Source organism: Bacillus sp. FSL R10-2201, from assembly GCF_038008665.1.
GTDB classification, from domain to species: Bacteria; Bacillota; Bacilli; order Bacillales; family Bacillaceae_G; genus Bacillus_A; species Bacillus_A mycoides.
In genome coordinates this window covers 4,663,241-4,680,038 of record NZ_JBBOZP010000001.1, presented here as the reverse complement: position 1 = coordinate 4,680,038, position 16,798 = coordinate 4,663,241, and the positions used below count along the sequence as shown (strand labels likewise).

The window sequence follows — 16,798 nt, the reverse complement described above, 5'->3', positions numbered from 1 at the left end:
ACGGAGAACGGCCTCCTCTTTTCTTGTAGTTTTGTTTGATGTAGAGGATTATTACGAGCGAGTGTTATAAATTTACACTTTACTAAGAGAATTAGAATGAAAAGCGAGGGTATTTGTCATGAAAAAAGTGAGAAAAGCAATTATCCCGGCAGCGGGATTAGGAACACGCTTTTTACCAGCAACGAAAGCAATGCCAAAAGAAATGCTTCCAATTGTAGATAAACCAACAATTCAATACATCGTAGAAGAAGCAGTAAAATCAGGCATCGAAGATATTATTATCGTTACTGGTAAAGGAAAGCGCTCTATCGAAGATCATTTTGATAACGCATTTGAATTAGAGCAAAACTTATTAGAGAAGAAAAAGTATGAGTTACTTGAAAAAGTACAAGCTTCTTCTAAAATGGTAGATATCCATTACATTCGACAAAAAGAACCAAAAGGATTAGGACATGCTGTTTGGTGCGCACGTAAATTCATTGGTGATGAGCCGTTTGCAGTATTATTAGGCGATGATATCGTTCAAGCTGAAAAACCATGTTTACGTCAATTAATGGACGAGTATGACAAAACACTTTCTTCTGTTATTGGTGTACAAACTGTTCCTGAAGCAGAAACACATCGCTATGGAATTATTGATCCGTTAGAGCAAGAGGGACGTCGTTATCAAGTTCGTAAATTCGTTGAGAAACCAGCGCAAGGTACTGCGCCTTCAAACTTAGCGATTATGGGACGTTACATTTTAACTCCTGAAATCTTTATGTTCTTGGAACAGCAACAAGTTGGAGCGGGTGGCGAAATTCAGTTAACGGATGCAATTCAAAGCTTAAATGAAATTCAACGTGTATTTGCATATGATTTTGAAGGAAAGCGTTATGACGTTGGTGAAAAATTAGGATTTGTTCAAACGACAATTGAAATGGCATTGCAACACCCAGAATTACGTGATGATATGCTAGTAATGATGAAGAAAGTTTTAGACGAGCAAATGAAGCAAGAGTCTTAATATAATAAACAAGGAGCTGTTCCTATAGGAACAGCTCCTTGTTTATTATGAAATCGTCGAATGAGAATGCTGATAAGCGGAACGACGTACAGCATAGTATATGCGAGGTGCGATAATAGCGCCGATAATTGTAAACGCAATATCCTTTACTGCGAACCACATCATAATCATCCAGGCAGCTTTATAACTCATATTACCACCCATGAAAATATTGACTGCCCCGTACATATAAGTAGTACCGATAATATACGTTAAAATGATTCCGACGAAAGAAGAAATTGCAAAGGTGCTGAATGTTGGTCGTTCTTTTTGTTCTACTAGTTTTCCTGATACGTAAGCAACGATAATAAATGCGATAATAAAACCACCAGTAGGATCTAAAAGTGCTCCAAATCCAGCTTTGAAGTTAGCGAAGATTGGCGCACCTGCTACTCCAACAAGCATGTAAACAGTCATTGATAATGCCCCAAGTCTACTCCCAAGAAGAAGACCTGCTAAAATTGCGAAAAATGGTTGCATAGATAATGGAATGCCCGCTATTTGTAAGAATGGTGCCCACGATACAATATTTGCACCAATAGCCATAAGAGCGACGAACATGGCAGCTAATGCTAAATCTAAAACATGAAGCTTCTTCATAATGTTAACCTCCAGTTGTGTTTAGGTTAACATTATCGTAGCGAAAATATTTACTTGTTGTCAATCAAAATATTTTGATAAGAAGGCTTTAAATAGTCTCTAAGCAATGTGTATGGAATACGAAACTGCGGAATTCCGCTTGAATAAGGAGCAATTTCATATAAAGAGAAATAAATTACAAGATTATCCGGTTCTAAAAAGTAGTGAAACTTTTTAGTGCTCGTTACTTTTTCGACTGCATCAGGAAAATAAATGCTTTCATTTTGTTTAATTTGTCTTACAATCTCTGTGCGAATTATTTCTTTATATTTATCCTCTTGTTGAAATAAATCGTCTAAGTGTAATAATTTTTTTTCGTTTAAATCAAATGTATTTGCCTTCCACGTATACAGTCCGTGCGCTCCGCCTGTATATTGATAGTAATTCACATATAGGCTGAGGAAAGGTGGTTTGTTTAAAGCTACTTTATAGTCAACATTTGCAACGTATGGATGAAAAGGTGTGCTAGATCCTTCTGTTTCCTCATAATATTTCTTCGCTTCTTTTTCTAATTTACTTTTAAATTTAGTAGTAGAGTTTTTGTAATAGGAATTCAGCTTATTTTGAAATTTTGAATCAGAAAAGTTGTGAAAGGAAGGCCTATTAATTTGATATTCTATATAAGGTTTCTTACCTTTTTGCGTTACAGTCTTAACATTGATTGTCAGGTTGGATGCTTTGGCTGCTATTGCACAATTTGGTACAATAGTCAGCAAGGAGAACATAAGCAATAGTATACAAAATTTCTGTTTCATTTAGGTGAAACCTCCTTATATAAGTGTTATAGGTAGTTTGAAATTAAACAGGTAAAATTATACATTTGATCTAAAGTGAGAGAGGTTGAAAACGATATGTCAAAAACTTTAATGGATTCGCTTGGAATTGAGTTGTTAGAAATGACAGAGGATAAAGTAGTTGCTACAATGCCTGTTGATGAACGCACGCATCAGCCGTTTGGATTTTTACACGGTGGTGCATCTGTTGCATTAGCAGAAACTGTGGCAAGTGTTGGTTCATACAATTTAATTGATCAAGAAAAATGTATTTGTTTCGGATTAGAAATTAATGCAAATCATATTCGCTCAAAGCAAGATGGAATTGTAACAGCAATTGGAACACCGATACATAGAGGACAATCGACAATGGTTTGGGATATTCGCATCATTGATGAAAATGATGAGTTACTATGTATATCAAGATGTACAGTAGCAATTAAAGAAAAACGTGAAAAGTAAAAAGAGGCGGCTCAATAGAGCGCCTCTTTTTTATAATTAGAACTGGATTTTTTTCTCTAAGAAACCTTTTAGTTCGCTAATTGGCATACGAACTTGTTCCATTGTGTCACGGTCACGTACTGTAACAGCTTTGTCTTCAACAGAGTCGAAGTCGTATGTGATACAGAATGGAGTACCGATTTCGTCTTGACGACGGTAACGTTTACCGATAGAACCAGTTTCATCAAAGTCTACCATGAAGTCTTTAGCTAGTTCTGCGAATACTTCAGTAGCACCTTCAGATAGCTTTTTAGATAATGGTAAGATAGCTGCTTTATATGGTGCTAAAGCAGGGTGGAAACGAAGAACTGTACGAGAATCGTTTTCTAATTGCTCTTCTTCATATGCATCACATAAGAATGCTAATGTTACACGGTCTGCACCTAGAGATGGCTCGATGCAGTAAGGCACGTAACGCTCATTCGTTTGTGGATCGATATAGTTAAAGTCTTCGTTAGAGTGTTCCATATGACGTTTTAAATCGAAGTCTGTACGAGATGCAACGCCCCATAGTTCGCCCCAACCGAATGGGAATCTGAATTCAATATCAGTTGTTGCGTTACTGTAATGAGATAACTCGTCTTCACCGTGGTCACGAAGACGCATGCTTTCTTCAGTCATACCAAGTGAAAGTAACCAGTTTTTACAAGTTTCACGCCAGAATGCGAACCACTCTAAATCTTCACCAGGCTTACAGAAGAATTCAAGTTCCATTTGTTCGAATTCACGTGTACGGAATGTGAAGTTACCAGGTGTGATTTCGTTACGGAAACTTTTACCGATTTGGCCGATACCAAATGGAAGTTTCTTACGCATAGAGCGTTGTACGTTTTTAAAGTTTACGAAAATACCTTGTGCTGTTTCAGGACGAAGGAAGATTTCGTTTGTGCTAGACTCTGTAACACCTTGGAATGTTTTGAACATTAAGTTGAACTGACGGATTTCCGTGAATTCTTGGCTACCGCAATCTGGGCATTTTACTTCATGTTCTTTCATTAAGTCAGCCATTTGGTCGAAAGTAAGACCGTCAACGACCATTTCGATACCTTTTGCGTCTAATGCATCTTCAATTAATTTGTCAGCACGGTGACGAGCTTTACATTTTTTACAGTCGATCATTGGATCATTAAAGTTACCAACGTGACCAGAAGCGATCCAAGTTTTTGGGTTCATTAAAATAGCAGCATCTAAACCAACGTTGTGTGGAGATTCTTGAATGAACTTTTTCCACCAAGCTTTTTTAACGTTATTTTTTAATTCGATTCCAAGTGGACCGTAATCCCATGTGTTTGCAAGACCACCGTAAATTTCAGAACCAGGGAAAACGAAACCGCGATGTTTCGCTAAGTTTACAACTTGTTCCATTGAATACATAATAAAATCCTCCTTTTAAAAGTTAACGTATTTGCGATGACGTGATGGGTACTTTGGAAACGAGCAATATATGCTTTAAAAAACATAAAAAAACGCTCATCCCAAGGCTTAATCGCCTAGGGACGAGCGTTTGCCCGCGGTTCCACCCTAGTTGATACACAAAATGTGCATCCACTTTATCACGTATTGCTCGAGACTGCCGTTTCCTCGCAGCTTCAGGCTTTCACTATCCCTGAATCGCTTTTTATGCAAGTACTTATAAGTCCGTCATCGCTACTTATATTAATAATAATGAACATATTTTAACACGTTCTTTTTTAAATCTCAATAGAGGAACGTGCCCATCTAGGATAGAGTCTCGCCTATTTTTTCGTTATTTATTCCGTAATTTTGCTTAATATGCTTAATTGCTTCACGTTTACTAAGTGGAGCGAGCTCGTTAGTTTGAACGTATTCCCATACTACATCTGGTTTTGTTTTTGCATATTCGCGAAGGACCCAGCCGATTGCTTTTTGAATGAAAAATTCTTTTGAGGAATGTAGTTGTCCGATAATCCAGAAAAGGAGTTCTTCATCCATTTTTTGTTTATATTTTAGCTGGAATAAAATAGCGGCACGTTGTAACCATATGTTTTCTGATGCAATCCATTTTGGAATATATGCAGAAATTAATTCTGGATGTTTTAAAAAGATAGCACCTAAAAATGTAGGGACGATGCTATCAACAGAATCCCACCAAGATTTTGTGACAATAAGTTCTTCTAAAAATGGGATGTGAGTTTCATTTATGTGTTTTTTATATTTTTGCATGATATCGAGTGCGGCAGCTTGAAATTCACGTTCTGGTAGGTCCCAAAGTTCACGCACGATAATTTGGAAGTCCTTTTTATCTGGGAGAGTATGTATTTGAATTACGTCTTTCAATAACTGTCTTCTCTCAGGAGTTTGAATACCGAGAAACGGGAAGTGATTTTTCATATAACGTGCCATCGGTTCTGCTTTTTCGGGATTTTGATGAGCTGTAAAATGCTCTTGTAATGCCTTTACAAATGGATGCATAGGTATGTACTCCTCTCTCGTTATCTTTCTCTTCTTATTATACAAAGAGTTTGGTTAAATTTTAAAACATAACTTGCACTGTAATGAAATATGTTGAGAAGAGAGAGGAGAGGATAAGATGGAAGATCAAGGCGTACTAGCAGGTTTCTTTGCTCTTAGTTTTGCGTTTATTCTTGTTATAATAATTTGGGCAATTATTTCGTATTTGTTAACGGCTTTTGCACTTTATACGATGGCGAAAAATGATGGTGCAACTGATGGTGTTCTTGCTTTTATTCCGTTTATAAATAGTAAGATATGGGGTGATTTAGCGAAAGATAAATTACCAGATTTCTTGAAAGAAGAAGCAGGGTGGAAAGTATTTGGCATATATGTTGGATGCTTCATCTTTAATTTCGTACCAATTCTATATATATTAGCAACAGCTGTATCACTTGTACTGTCTATTTATCTTATCTATGCTATTTTGGATAGATACGGAACGAATTCCATACTGTTTACGATCATTCATACAATCACGTTTTCGGTTTTCTTGCCGATTCATTTGTTCATTATTCGGAATGAGCCGGTGAGGTATAACGAGTAGGCGTATCAAAGTTGCCCTGCGGTCGATATATTTGGTTCTATAATAATTCGGATATGCTGAAAAAAGAACGAAAGCGCCCTGCTGAGCAGGGCGCTTTTTTCTACTACATAAGATAGCGTAAGTAAATGTAAATGTGAGAAATGATTAATGAAACGATCATAATTGGGAAGCCGACTTTAAGGAATTCCATGTAGCTGAATTTATGTCCTTCACGACTTGCGATTCCGGCTACGATTACGTTAGCAGAAGCCCCGATTAATGTTCCGTTTCCACCTAAGCAAGCACCTAATGCTAATGCCCACCATAGTACGTCGATTTGTGCGTCAGAAGGTGATAAACCTAGCCCAACTGCCATATCGTTAATAAGTGGAATCATTGTTGCAACGAATGGAATGTTATCGATTGTTGCAGAGGCGATACCAGATACCCATAGAATAAGGATAGATGCGTGAGAAATATCTCCGCCTGTTATTCCAATTACTTTTTGAGCTAACATTTTGATAAGCCCGATATCGATAAGTCCTCCAACGAGTACGAATAGTCCCGCGAAGAAGAAGATTGTTACCCACTCTACACTTGCGAATACCTCTTCAATTTCATGTTCTTTCACACCGATTAACATAAGTACAGTAGCGCCAGTTAAGGCGATGATAGCTGCATCAATATGGAAAATAGAATGAGTCATGAAGCCTACAATAGTAAGGCCAAGTACTGTTAAAGATTTCTTCATTAATACTGGGTCTTTAATGTATTGTTTTTCATCTAAGCTCATTAACTTTTTAATTTGTACAGGATCAGCAATTAATTGCTTACGGTACATGAAGTAAAGCATTGTTGCCGTAACAGCAATAATGATGATCACGATAGGTGCTAAGTTGAATAAGAAAGCATTGAAATCTAAATGCTTATTTGCAGAACCAATCATAATATTTGGCGGATCACCAATTAATGTTGCTGTTCCTCCGATATTTGAAAAAATAATTTCAGAAAGTAAATATGGAACAGGATTTACTTGCAAGATGCGCGTAATAGATAAAGTAACTGGAACAACAAGAAGTACTGTTGTAACGTTATCTAAAAATGCTGAGCCAAGCGCGGTAAGTAAGGAAAGTGAAATTAAAATTTTAATTGGATTTCCTTGTGCTCCTTTTGCGGCTTTAATGGCAACATATTGGAAGACACCCGACTTACTTGTAATATTTACCAGTATCATCATACCGATGAGTAATGTAATTGTTCCCCATTCAATATGTTTCGTAAAGGCATTGTGTAAGTCAACGACCCCTGCAATTACCATGAATGCTGCACCAAGAAGTGCGATGACAGCACGGTTAATTTTTTCAGAAATAATAATGGCATATGTAATTAAAAAGACTGCGATAGCGAAATAATACTGCCAGTTTGCGAGTTCTTGCGTTGTTTCGTGCAAAACTCTCATCTCCTTTCATTCACTTTTCTTAGTGTGTCAAAAAATTAACTAGATGAAACACACATAACGTCATTATAAAGTAGAAAAATGGCGGATGTAAATGAAAGGGTTTATTTTGTCATATTTTCTGCATAGGTCATTTTTTCTTATTTTTAAAAATATTTGTGGGCATCTGACATATATATAAGATACATCCAATCTGAATATTTAAAATCGAATCAGCATTCGAGCTTGTTCGTGTAGGAGTGTCAAATAGAAAGGAATGACAAATATGATAAGGAAGGGATCGTATGGATGAACAACGATTTTTGTTTTTAGACTTTGAGTTTACGATGCCCCAGCATAGAAAAAAGCCAAAAGGTTTTTTCCCAGAAATTATTGAGGTCGGACTCGTTTCAGTTGTTGGTTGTAAGGTGGAAGATACGTATTCATCGCATATTAGACCGAAAACATTTCCGTCTTTAACGGATCGATGTAAAAAATTTTTAGGAATTAAACAGGAAGTAGTGGACAAAGGAATTTCTTTTCATGAACTTGTTGAGAAACTTGCAGAATATGAAAAGAGTGGTAAACCGACAATTGTAACGTGGGGAAATATGGATATGAAAGTCTTAAAGCATAACTGTGAAATGGCGGGAGTAGAATTTCCATTCTTTGGACAGTGTCGTGATTTATCGCTTGAGTATAAGAAGTTTTTTGGAGAGAGAAATCAAACAGGGCTGTGGAAAGCAATTGAGGCGTATGGAAAAGCAGGAACAGGAAAGCATCATTGTGCGCTTGATGATGCGATGACGACATATAATATTTTTAAGTTAGTAGAAAAAGATAAAGAGTATTTAGTCAAACCAGCACCTCCGACATTAGGGGAACTTATTGATTTTTCGAAAGTGTTAAAGAAAGTGAGTACACAGTAACGACCAAATTGCAAAATATGTAATTTGGTCGTTTTGTTTTTTAAAGTTTGTAATCTTGCTTCAATTGCTGAAGTGTTTCTAGACTACGCCCCGCAAAAGGTGAATCATCTTCAGAAAATGAATTCATTTGAGTTTCTAATGCTAATTTTAGTGACTCTGTATAATCCGGAATTTCTCCTTCATATTTCTTCACCATTTGCTCTGGAATGTTCGTCTGTTCACGAAAAGCTAAAGCACGTCTTTCATGGAAGAATGGTACGTCAGCTTGTTTTACATTATGTAAATCACCTTGCACTGGATGTTTTAAAACAGCTAGTACTTTTACGACGTAACTGCCAGGACGGCTATTTGTAATTTCGCCGATGTATTTTCCAGTTTTATAAATACCAGTAACGATTTCACCAATTTTAAATGTTTCTCTCATATTTTTCACCTCAAGTTTATAGTAAGGAAAGTGCGCGAAGGAGTCAAAGAAATCATTCGCTTTCGGAACGCCCCCTTGAGAATATGAACTGGTTCAACTATAATTTAAAGATATATAACAGAAAATTCTGATGTTTTTTGAATCCTATAATAAGGAGTGTTCGTTATGATGCCTTTATATTTCCCTGAAGATAAAACGGAGTATATTATTCCAGGTATTGTTTGCGTTCTATTTATCATCGGTGCGGTTGCTACGTGGCGTATGTTTATTCGTGTATCAAAACGAGAAGCAGAGCGATTACAGAAAGTAGAAGAAAAGCTTTTAGCTGAAAAGAAACGGTAATTCATTTTTGTATGTTTCCCTCTATGCTCGGACAATCTAAGGGCAGAAAGCATTTTGGAGGGAATTGAATGAAAAGACGGCTTTTTTTCAGTTGTTGTTTATTATTTCTAATGGCGGGTTGTGACCAAGGGAAGCCGAAAGAAATTGATGTGAAATTACATAATGCTTCAGGTGATGAAGTTGGGACTGCAAAAGTAGCTCAGCAAACAAGTGGAGTGAAAATTACGATTAAAGCGGAAGGTTTTACACCAGGACCACACGGTATACATGTACACGAAATCGGAGAATGTAAAGCGCCTAGTTTCGAATCATCTGGGAATCATTTTAATCCAGATAATAAAAAACATGGGCTCTTGAATCCGAAAGGTGCGGAAAATGGTGATTTACCGAATGTAGTGGCGGATGGTTCTGGAAAGATTAAAGCAGAAATCGATGCTCCGCATATAACGCTTGAAGAAGGAAAAACGACGATTCATAGAAAAGATGGAGCGTCTATTATTATTACAGAAAACGCTGATGATGGTATGACGCAACCAACTGGTAAATCTGGTGGCCGAATTGCTTGCGGTGTTATCGTAAAAAAAGCGTCGGATCTGAAGAAAAAATAGAAGCTACCGTGAATGATAGCTTTTGTTGTAAAACCGCATGATAGTAAGTGGAATTATATCGATTTACCGAAAAAAGGAGGCTATCTCAATATCATTTTGGGATAGCCTCCTTTTTTGTTATGAGAATGTATGGTGTAGTCTGTTTAAAATTTCTTCTAAAACAGATCTAGGACAGCCAATGTTAATTCGGATATGGGCTTCTCCACCTGTTCCGTATTTCTCACCGGGCTCAATGATGATTTTACCTTTCTCTTCAAGCAATGCTGTTCGTTCATCTTGAGAAAGATCCAAGTGGGAACAATCAATCCACAGTAAAAAACTACCTTCTGGTTTAATTACAGAAAGAGCTGGTATGTGATTTTGAATATACTCACAAGCAAATTGAGCGTTATCTTCAACATACAATCGAATTTCATTTAGCCAATCATTACATTCTGTATAGGCACTTTGCATTGCTGTATAAGCAAATGTATTTAATCCGTGGAATCCTTGTCTATATTGGATAGACATAAAGGCATTACGGAGATTTTCATTCGGAATAATAATGATCGATGCTTGTAATCCAGCGATATTAAATGTTTTGCTCGGAGCCATACAAGTAATAGTGCGTGCTGCTAATTCTTCAGATAAAGAAGCAAACGGTATATGAGTATGGCCTCTATAAATAATATCGGCGTGAATTTCATCCGCGACAACGGTTACATTATATTGCGTACATAACGTACCGAGTTTTGTTAGCTCCTCTTTCGTCCAAACGCGCCCGATAGGATTGTGAGGGCTGCAAAGAAGCATTAGTTTTACACCTTGTTTAAATTGAGTTTCTAGATGCTCGAAGTCTATCTTATATATGCCATTTTGTTTAAATAAGGGACTCTCACATAATTGTCTATTATTTGTTTTGACCATTTCAAAAAATGGTGGATAAATAGGAGGTTGTACTAGTACGGCTTCTCCTTCTTTCGTTATAGCTTGTATGCTCGTACTAAGAGCTGGAACGATACCTGCGCTAAATACAATCCATTCTTTTTGTATTTCCCAATTGTATTGGCTTTTCGTCCAATTACAAATGATATCCCCAATATTTTCAGGAGGAAGTGTATAGCCGAAAATAGGATGTTCTGTGCGTTTTTGTAATGCAGTTTGAATTGGTTTTGGTACTTCAAAATCCATATCGGCAATCCAAGCGTGGATGAGCTCTTCATTTTTATATGTATCCCATTTTGTACTATGCGTTCCGCGACGATTTACCGTTTTATGAAATAGTTGCATATGTTTGCTCCTTTCTTCTGTCAAACTGTTAAGTTATGAAAATTCTCACTCTTCTTATAGAATAGCTGATGTGATACGATAAAGAAAAGCATTAAAAAGTGAAAAGGCGGGAAGCAGATGGGTGCATATGACAAAATGATTGAGGTTGTGAAAAATTGGGATCCGTTTCAAATGGGACCGGAGTTTTATGAAACAGAAGCGAGCGATGTTGTAAACGTCGTAAGTGTGTTTGATGATCCGAAATACATCGCAAAGAAGATTCAACATATATACTTTATGTCTTTTGAAGAAGTACCTGCACTTGAAAAATGCGAAAAATTAGCAGTAGAGTTACTCGTACTAAAAGAAGGCGGAAGTTGTTCGTTATAGGCTGTCGGAATTTACGACAGCCTTTTTGTTTATTTTCATTTGTGCTGATTGATTAAAGCTTCACTTTATCCCGTTTTAACGGGCAGTAAGACTCCCGCCTCAAAATTCAGTTGAAGCAAGGAGGTTAGGCGAGAAATCAAACTGCCCGTAAAAACCCGATTGGTGAAGGCTAATAATCGGTGGGGATAGAGCCTCCCACGGATTAAAGCTTCACTTTATTGCGTCGCAAACGTAATAATTTCTTCATAAACATGATCGGGCTTTTCTTCAGGTAGTAAGTGCCCTGTATTTTCGTAAGAAATGAAAGTTGAATTAGGTAGGTCCTTATGGAGACGGTGTCCTACATGTACAGGGACGACGCGATCTTTTTCACCCCAAATGAGTAATACTGGGGTTTCGATTTTTTGTAATTCAGTTGAAGATAAGTCACCTTCACGGTCTCTTATCATTCGAGTTAAAGCAGGGAATATACGATCATCATAAAAAGGAGCAGCATAGCCTTCCATCATTTCATTGTCAATTAATGAATGGTCATGAACGACATTCATTAAGTTATGGACGATGCCCCTTCGAATAATCCAGTTCTTCACGTATAAGTGGAAGAACGGTAAATAAGAGGAGTACAGTAAAGGTAAGTTTGCGCGTGCTAAATAACTAGAGCTACATAGTAAAATCGTCTTTGAAATTAATTCAGGGCGTAGTCGGTTTACAAAGAGTGAAATTTGTCCGCCCATAGAATGGCCAACTAGTACAATATTCGAGAGAGATAAATGTTCGATTAAATCGATAATAATAGCTGCTAAATTGTGATAAGAATATTTAAAGAGATGAGATTTATCACTTTTTCCGAATGGTGGTAAATCAAGGGCAATTACTGTACCTTCCTTTGTTAGTAAAGGAATGAGTCGTCGATAGCTAAATGAGGAAGAGAGGAAGCCGTGAACGAGTACGAAAGTAGGTCGTTCTTTTTTAGTATTATGTTCATACAATTCGTAATGAATAGTAGTCCCGCGAGTGGAAAAAGTGAAGTAAGGGCATTTGCATTCATGGTTCATTTTTTGTCACTCCATTGATTTTTGTTCATATCATCTCCCGGTAAGAAACAAAATATGTTAACAAAAAAAGGCAAGATGACATCGTCATCTTGCCTTTCGCTTATTTATCCCGCTATTCGCCGGGCAGTTGACTCCCACCTCAAAATTCGGCGAATGCGAGGAAGTTAGGTGGGAGATAACTGCCCGTAAAAGCCCGATTGGTGAAGGCTGATAATCAGTGGGGGATGGACAAAACCCCCACTGATTAAAGTTTCACTTTATAATTACCCACGCACAATATTAGGTGGTGTTTTTCCTTGTAATCCTGCTACTAAATTTTCAGCAGCTGTCATTGCCATTTGCTGCCGAGTTTTTAATGTTGCAGATCCGATGTGCGGTAAAGTTACAACGTTTTGTAATGATAAGAGCGGATTCTCTTTTTGAATCGGCTCTTGTGTAAATGTGTCGATGCCGGCTGCAAATATTTTCTTTTCTGTTAACGCATGAATTAATGCAGTTTCATCTACTGTTTTCCCGCGAGAAGCATTAATGAAAATTGCTGTTTCTTTCATTAATGAAAATTCCTTTTCACCGATAAGATGATACGTTTCATCTGTTAATGGAGTAAGAAGAATAATAAAATCAGATTGTTTGATTAAAGTTTGTAAATCACAATATGTAGCATCAAATTTTTGCTCAGCTTCTTCTTTACGGCGACGATTATAGTAAAGGACATTCATATCAAAGCCGAATTTCGCTCGTTTTGCGACAGCTTCTCCAATTCGTCCCATTCCGATAATACCAATCGTACTATGATGTACATCTAGTCCGAAGTGTTCTTTTCCAATTTCAGCGTTCCATTCACCATTTTTTACATAGGAATTGAGTTCGCAAACACGGCGACCAGCAGATAACATAAGAGCGAAAACGAGATCGGCTACTGTATCATCTAACACATATGGAGTATTCGTTCCGATAACATTTTGTTTTTCCATCGCTTTTAAATCAAAGTTATCATGGCCAACAGAAATGTTACTTACTACTTTTAAATTAGGAGCAACCTGCAATAACTCTTCATTTATAGTAGATCCGAAATTTAATAACCCATCTTTATCTTTTATTTTTTCTAATAGAACATCACGAGGTACTTTCTCATTTTGATCCCATTTTTCAAAATCACAGTGTTCTGATAAATAGTTTTCTACAAATGTTGGAACTGGTTCGGCAATATATACTTTTGGTTTCACGGTTCCATCCCCTTTCCTCTTTACCTGGATTGGTGTGTGCTAATAATCAGCGGGATAAAGCATTCCGCTGATTAAAGTTTCACTTTATCCCGCATTAATGGACAGTAAGCTTTCCGCCTTGAAGAACAGCTAAGGCAAAGAATATAAGTTGGAAAGCAACTATCCGTAAATGCCCGATTGGTGCGGGTTAATAATCAGCGGGATAGAGCATTCCGCTGATTAAAGTTTCACTTTATTTTGACATAATTCTCAAAAAAAATCTTCTTTTCAAACTGGAAAGAGTATTTGTATAATTTAGACAGAAACTAAAAGGAAGGATGATTTATATGGTGACAGAGAAAGAATTGGAATTATTAGCTTGTCTTGAAAAGAATAGTCGTTTATCTGTAGATACATTAGCGAAGTTGTTAAATATAGAAGTAGAAGAAGTGAAAAAAATGGTTGCGAAATTAGAAAGTGAAAAGATTATCGTGGACTATGTAACACATATCGATTGGACAAAAGTGAAAGAACATACTGGTTTAACGGCGATGATTGATGTGAAAGTTACACCGAAGCGTGGTGTCGGTTTTGATGCAGTAGCTGAACAAATTTATCGCTATTCAGAAGTGAAATCCGTTTATTTAATGTCTGGGACATATGACCTTTCTATTACATTAGAAGGAAAGACGATGGGAGAAGTAGCGATGTTTGTTTCTGAGAAATTAGCAACAATTGAATCTGTCGTTTCAACGACAACTCATTTTATTTTGAAGAAGTATAAACATGAGGGGATTATTTATGAAAAGACAGATGATGATAAGAGAATTGTGGTGACACCGTGAAGCAATTTGACCTATCTAGAGTAGCAGAATCTTTACAACCGTCCGGTATACGAAAGTTTTTTGATTTAGCGGCAAGTATGAAAGGTGTTATTTCACTTGGAGTGGGAGAGCCGGACTTTGTTACACCTTGGAATGTAAGGCAAGCATGTATTCGTTCTTTAGAACAAGGATATACGTCATATACAGCAAATGCAGGATTATTGGAGCTCCGTCAAGAAATAGCAAAGTATCTAAAAAAACAATTTGCAGTATCTTATGATCCGAATGATGAAATCATTGTTACAGTTGGAGCGAGTCAAGCGCTAGATGTAGCGATGCGTGCTATTGTAAACCCTGATGATGAAATACTTATTATTGAACCAAGTTTCGTTTCGTATGCACCGCTTGTTACGTTAGCGGGCGGGGTCCCAGTTCCAGTGGCGACTTCATTAGAAGATGAATTTAAAGTACAGCCAGATCAAATTGAAGCAGCTATTACAACGAAAACAAAGGCAATATTACTTTGTTCTCCCAATAACCCAACAGGCGCAATGTTAAATAAATCCGAATTAGAAAAGCTAGCTGTTATTGTTGAGAAGTATAATTTAATCGTGTTATCGGATGAAATTTATGCAGAGCTCGTATACGACGAAGCATATACGAGTTTCGCGAGTATTAAAAATATGCGTGACCATACGATTTTAATTTCAGGATTTTCAAAAGGGTTTGCCATGACGGGATGGCGTCTTGGGATGATTGCAGCCCCTGTTCAATTTTCAGAATTAATGCTCAAAATCCACCAGTATTCAATGATGTGTGCACCGACGATGTCTCAATTTGCAGCACTTGAAGCATTACGTGGGGGAAATGATGAAGTAATTCGAATGAGAGATAGCTATAAAAAACGTCGTAACTTTATGACGACATCTTTCAATGAAATGGGCTTAACATGTCATGTGCCAGGCGGGGCATTTTATGTCTTCCCTTCTATAGCTTCAACCGGACTATCTTCAGCAGAATTTGCAGAACAATTATTATTAGAAGAAAAAGTGGCTGTTGTTCCTGGAAATGTGTTTGGCGGGAGTGGTGAAGGATTTATTCGTTGTTCATATGCAACATCGCTTGAGCAACTTATGGAAGCAATGAAGAGAATGGAACGGTTCATAGAGAATAAAAAAAGGACAAAACACAATACGTTTTGTCCATAAAAGGGGGGGAATACTAGAAAGCCATGTGTTAGTATTCTATCCTAATATTGGAGAATTATACGTATTACAGGAAATTTTTTCGTGAATTTTGAATGAGTTCTATCAAAGTGGTATAATTTACTAATATAAGGTGGGAGTATCCTCGGTGTTTTACTTAGGATACTTACCACTAATCGGATATTTAACAATAAATACATCTGCTTTGCTATTTACAATTGTAGAGAAAATGGTAAACGTATGGGAGTGTTTCACATGTCAGAACAATATACAACGGGAGTGGTTGTAACAGGGAAAGTAACTGGAATTCAAGATTACGGTGCATTTGTAGCTTTGGATGCAGAAACACAAGGACTTGTGCATATATCTGAAATCACAAATGGGTATGTAAAAGACATTCATGACTTTTTAAAGGTCGGAGATACAGTAGAAGTAAAAGTACTTTCAATTGATGAAGAACACAGAAAAATGAGTTTATCGTTAAAAGCGGCGAAAAGAAAGCAAGGACGAATTCTTATACCGAATCCATCAGAGAACGGATTTAATACACTGCGAGAAAAGCTAGCAGAATGGATTGAAGAGTCGGAGGTAATAAAGTAAAAGAGGAACGCATATGAGCGTTCCTCTTTTACTGTGACTTATGATATATATATTTGCAAATATGATTGCATGCAATCATATTCGTATGTCGGAGGCGAAAAAGACATACTGACTATTGAATTTCATGTGTTTCTGGGTGAGTACCAAGATTCTCGGATGGTTTAAATAGTAAGCCGAGATTGATAAGCCCAGAAATACCAACGATGCCGTAAATAATACGTGCAAGAGCTGATTTCTGTCCCCCGAAAATAGCTGCTACTAAGTCAAACTGGAAGAACCCGATCAGTCCCCAGTTAACAGCGCCGATTACAGTGAAGACTAATGCGATACGTTGCAAGGTACTCATGAAAAGCCCCCCCTTAATGTGAAGCGTGAGCAAGCAAGGAGTTAATAAGAAAATTTAACTCCTTTATAGAATGGTATAGTTTTGTTGTTTTTATACATGAAAAATGTACGAAAAACGATGTATATACATCTATACCGAAAAATTCGAATTTTTATGCAAAAAATGAACTTTTTCTAAAAAATAAATAATGGTTACGTTTACAATTGTTGAATCGCTTGATTTACAACTTTA

At 37.0% G+C, this 16,798-nt stretch carries 20 protein-coding genes; 10 read left to right on the top strand and 10 right to left on the bottom strand.

The features are described from left to right. The first annotated feature begins 118 nt into the window (after nt 1–118). Nucleotides 119–1,006, top strand: coding sequence for a UTP--glucose-1-phosphate uridylyltransferase GalU (gene galU, locus NSQ69_RS24370; RefSeq protein ID WP_002015869.1), 888 nt, complete (start codon nt 119–121; stop codon nt 1,004–1,006). A 45-nt stretch (nt 1,007–1,051) separates the two neighbouring features. Here galU and NSQ69_RS24365 read toward each other — a convergent pair whose 3' ends face one another. Beyond that, nucleotides 1,052–1,645, bottom strand: a complete 594-nt coding sequence (locus tag NSQ69_RS24365; protein WP_002015867.1) for a biotin transporter BioY — start codon at nt 1,643–1,645, stop codon at nt 1,052–1,054. A 50-nt stretch (nt 1,646–1,695) separates the two neighbouring features. Then, nucleotides 1,696–2,439 (bottom strand): DUF3298 and DUF4163 domain-containing protein, encoded by a 744-nt coding sequence (locus NSQ69_RS24360; RefSeq protein ID WP_002129698.1) that lies wholly within the window; start codon nt 2,437–2,439, stop codon nt 1,696–1,698. Between the two features lie 96 nt (nt 2,440–2,535). On the opposite strand from NSQ69_RS24360, the gene NSQ69_RS24355 reads away from it, so the two are divergent. Then, nucleotides 2,536–2,919: a hotdog fold thioesterase gene (locus NSQ69_RS24355; RefSeq protein WP_002034550.1), complete on the top strand. Its 384-nt coding sequence runs from the start codon at nt 2,536–2,538 to the stop codon at nt 2,917–2,919. Between the two features lie 36 nt (nt 2,920–2,955). Here the strand turns inward: NSQ69_RS24355 and NSQ69_RS24350 are convergent, their stop codons facing one another. Continuing rightward, nucleotides 2,956–4,332: a glycine--tRNA ligase gene (locus NSQ69_RS24350; RefSeq protein ID WP_002015863.1), complete on the bottom strand. Its 1,377-nt coding sequence runs from the start codon at nt 4,330–4,332 to the stop codon at nt 2,956–2,958. A 345-nt stretch (nt 4,333–4,677) separates the two neighbouring features. Beyond that, nucleotides 4,678–5,391 (bottom strand): DNA alkylation repair protein, encoded by a 714-nt coding sequence (locus tag NSQ69_RS24345; protein WP_002015862.1) that lies wholly within the window; start codon nt 5,389–5,391, stop codon nt 4,678–4,680. A gap of 118 nt (nt 5,392–5,509) precedes the next feature. Here NSQ69_RS24345 and NSQ69_RS24340 point away from each other — a divergent pair, with 118 nt between their 5' ends. Further along, the gene (locus NSQ69_RS24340) at nt 5,510–5,977 is read left to right on the top strand and encodes a hypothetical protein (RefSeq protein WP_002015861.1); all 468 of its coding nucleotides are present in this window, start codon (nt 5,510–5,512) and stop codon (nt 5,975–5,977) included. A gap of 103 nt (nt 5,978–6,080) precedes the next feature. Here the strand turns inward: NSQ69_RS24340 and NSQ69_RS24335 are convergent, their stop codons facing one another. Beyond that, the gene (locus tag NSQ69_RS24335) at nt 6,081–7,406 is read right to left on the bottom strand and encodes an ArsB/NhaD family transporter (protein ID WP_002129696.1); all 1,326 of its coding nucleotides are present in this window, start codon (nt 7,404–7,406) and stop codon (nt 6,081–6,083) included. Between the two features lie 290 nt (nt 7,407–7,696). Between NSQ69_RS24335 and kapD the strand changes: the two genes are divergently transcribed. Beyond that, nucleotides 7,697–8,320, top strand: a complete 624-nt coding sequence (gene kapD, locus NSQ69_RS24330) for a 3'-5' exonuclease KapD (protein ID WP_341099763.1) — start codon at nt 7,697–7,699, stop codon at nt 8,318–8,320. A gap of 40 nt (nt 8,321–8,360) precedes the next feature. Here the strand turns inward: kapD and NSQ69_RS24325 are convergent, their stop codons facing one another. After that, nucleotides 8,361–8,744, bottom strand: a complete 384-nt coding sequence (locus NSQ69_RS24325; protein WP_002129691.1) for a kinase-associated lipoprotein B — start codon at nt 8,742–8,744, stop codon at nt 8,361–8,363. 165 nt (nt 8,745–8,909) lie between these two features. On the opposite strand from NSQ69_RS24325, the gene NSQ69_RS24320 reads away from it, so the two are divergent. Then, complete coding sequence (locus tag NSQ69_RS24320; RefSeq protein WP_000982764.1) at nt 8,910–9,086, top strand: hypothetical protein; 177 nt, start codon at nt 8,910–8,912, stop codon at nt 9,084–9,086. A gap of 68 nt (nt 9,087–9,154) precedes the next feature. Then, nucleotides 9,155–9,694 (top strand): superoxide dismutase family protein, encoded by a 540-nt coding sequence (locus NSQ69_RS24315; RefSeq protein ID WP_002089287.1) that lies wholly within the window; start codon nt 9,155–9,157, stop codon nt 9,692–9,694. Between the two features lie 117 nt (nt 9,695–9,811). Here the strand turns inward: NSQ69_RS24315 and NSQ69_RS24310 are convergent, their stop codons facing one another. After that, on the bottom strand, nt 9,812–10,963 hold the full coding sequence (locus NSQ69_RS24310; protein WP_078206629.1) for a MalY/PatB family protein: 1,152 nt from the start codon (nt 10,961–10,963) through the stop codon (nt 9,812–9,814). Nucleotides 10,964–11,080: 117 nt separating this feature from the next. Between NSQ69_RS24310 and NSQ69_RS24305 the strand changes: the two genes are divergently transcribed. After that, entirely contained in the window at nt 11,081–11,332 is a 252-nt protein-coding gene (locus NSQ69_RS24305) for a YugE family protein (RefSeq protein WP_002015854.1), read from the top strand. Between the two features lie 215 nt (nt 11,333–11,547). Here NSQ69_RS24305 and NSQ69_RS24300 read toward each other — a convergent pair whose 3' ends face one another. Next, nucleotides 11,548–12,387: an alpha/beta fold hydrolase gene (locus NSQ69_RS24300; protein ID WP_002034539.1), complete on the bottom strand. Its 840-nt coding sequence runs from the start codon at nt 12,385–12,387 to the stop codon at nt 11,548–11,550. A gap of 263 nt (nt 12,388–12,650) precedes the next feature. After that, the gene (locus NSQ69_RS24295) at nt 12,651–13,643 is read right to left on the bottom strand and encodes a 2-hydroxyacid dehydrogenase (protein ID WP_033707944.1); all 993 of its coding nucleotides are present in this window, start codon (nt 13,641–13,643) and stop codon (nt 12,651–12,653) included. 296 nt (nt 13,644–13,939) lie between these two features. Here NSQ69_RS24295 and NSQ69_RS24290 point away from each other — a divergent pair, with 296 nt between their 5' ends. The 3 genes from NSQ69_RS24290 to yugI all read left to right on the top strand — a co-directional run bounded on the left by NSQ69_RS24290 (nt 13,940) and on the right by yugI (nt 16,221). Next, nucleotides 13,940–14,437, top strand: coding sequence for an Lrp/AsnC family transcriptional regulator (locus NSQ69_RS24290; protein ID WP_002129688.1), 498 nt, complete (start codon nt 13,940–13,942; stop codon nt 14,435–14,437). After that, nucleotides 14,434–15,624 carry an aminotransferase gene (locus NSQ69_RS24285; protein WP_002129685.1) on the top strand — a complete coding sequence of 397 codons (1,191 nt, stop codon included), beginning with the start codon at nt 14,434–14,436 and terminating at the stop codon, nt 15,622–15,624. The genes NSQ69_RS24290 and NSQ69_RS24285 overlap by 4 nt, the downstream gene beginning before the upstream one ends. A gap of 252 nt (nt 15,625–15,876) precedes the next feature. Next, nucleotides 15,877–16,221, top strand: a complete 345-nt coding sequence (yugI, locus tag NSQ69_RS24280; RefSeq protein ID WP_002015848.1) for a S1 domain-containing post-transcriptional regulator GSP13 — start codon at nt 15,877–15,879, stop codon at nt 16,219–16,221. 112 nt (nt 16,222–16,333) lie between these two features. Here yugI and NSQ69_RS24275 read toward each other — a convergent pair whose 3' ends face one another. After that, on the bottom strand, nt 16,334–16,567 hold the full coding sequence (locus NSQ69_RS24275; RefSeq protein ID WP_002089278.1) for a DUF378 domain-containing protein: 234 nt from the start codon (nt 16,565–16,567) through the stop codon (nt 16,334–16,336). Nucleotides 16,568–16,798 lie beyond the last annotated feature (231 nt).

What these genes read in the sequence shown, in the direction of transcription:
- galU (WP_002015869.1), top strand. Translation starts at nt 119, where the DNA reads ATGAAAAAAGTGAGAAAAGCAATTATCCCGGCAGCGGGATTAGGAACA.
- NSQ69_RS24365 (WP_002015867.1), bottom strand. Translation starts at nt 1,645, where the DNA reads ATGAAGAAGCTTCATGTTTTAGATTTAGCATTAGCTGCCATGTTCGTC.
- NSQ69_RS24360 (WP_002129698.1), bottom strand. Translation starts at nt 2,439, where the DNA reads ATGAAACAGAAATTTTGTATACTATTGCTTATGTTCTCCTTGCTGACT.
- NSQ69_RS24355 (WP_002034550.1), top strand. Translation starts at nt 2,536, where the DNA reads ATGTCAAAAACTTTAATGGATTCGCTTGGAATTGAGTTGTTAGAAATG.
- NSQ69_RS24350 (WP_002015863.1), bottom strand. Translation starts at nt 4,332, where the DNA reads ATGTATTCAATGGAACAAGTTGTAAACTTAGCGAAACATCGCGGTTTC.
- NSQ69_RS24345 (WP_002015862.1), bottom strand. Translation starts at nt 5,391, where the DNA reads ATGCATCCATTTGTAAAGGCATTACAAGAGCATTTTACAGCTCATCAA.
- NSQ69_RS24340 (WP_002015861.1), top strand. Translation starts at nt 5,510, where the DNA reads ATGGAAGATCAAGGCGTACTAGCAGGTTTCTTTGCTCTTAGTTTTGCG.
- kapD (WP_341099763.1), top strand. Translation starts at nt 7,697, where the DNA reads ATGGATGAACAACGATTTTTGTTTTTAGACTTTGAGTTTACGATGCCC.
- NSQ69_RS24325 (WP_002129691.1), bottom strand. Translation starts at nt 8,744, where the DNA reads ATGAGAGAAACATTTAAAATTGGTGAAATCGTTACTGGTATTTATAAA.
- NSQ69_RS24320 (WP_000982764.1), top strand. Translation starts at nt 8,910, where the DNA reads ATGATGCCTTTATATTTCCCTGAAGATAAAACGGAGTATATTATTCCA.
- NSQ69_RS24315 (WP_002089287.1), top strand. Translation starts at nt 9,155, where the DNA reads ATGAAAAGACGGCTTTTTTTCAGTTGTTGTTTATTATTTCTAATGGCG.
- NSQ69_RS24310 (WP_078206629.1), bottom strand. Translation starts at nt 10,963, where the DNA reads ATGCAACTATTTCATAAAACGGTAAATCGTCGCGGAACGCATAGTACA.
- NSQ69_RS24305 (WP_002015854.1), top strand. Translation starts at nt 11,081, where the DNA reads ATGGGTGCATATGACAAAATGATTGAGGTTGTGAAAAATTGGGATCCG.
- NSQ69_RS24300 (WP_002034539.1), bottom strand. Translation starts at nt 12,387, where the DNA reads ATGAACCATGAATGCAAATGCCCTTACTTCACTTTTTCCACTCGCGGG.
- NSQ69_RS24290 (WP_002129688.1), top strand. Translation starts at nt 13,940, where the DNA reads ATGGTGACAGAGAAAGAATTGGAATTATTAGCTTGTCTTGAAAAGAAT.
- yugI (WP_002015848.1), top strand. Translation starts at nt 15,877, where the DNA reads ATGTCAGAACAATATACAACGGGAGTGGTTGTAACAGGGAAAGTAACT.
- NSQ69_RS24275 (WP_002089278.1), bottom strand. Translation starts at nt 16,567, where the DNA reads ATGAGTACCTTGCAACGTATCGCATTAGTCTTCACTGTAATCGGCGCT.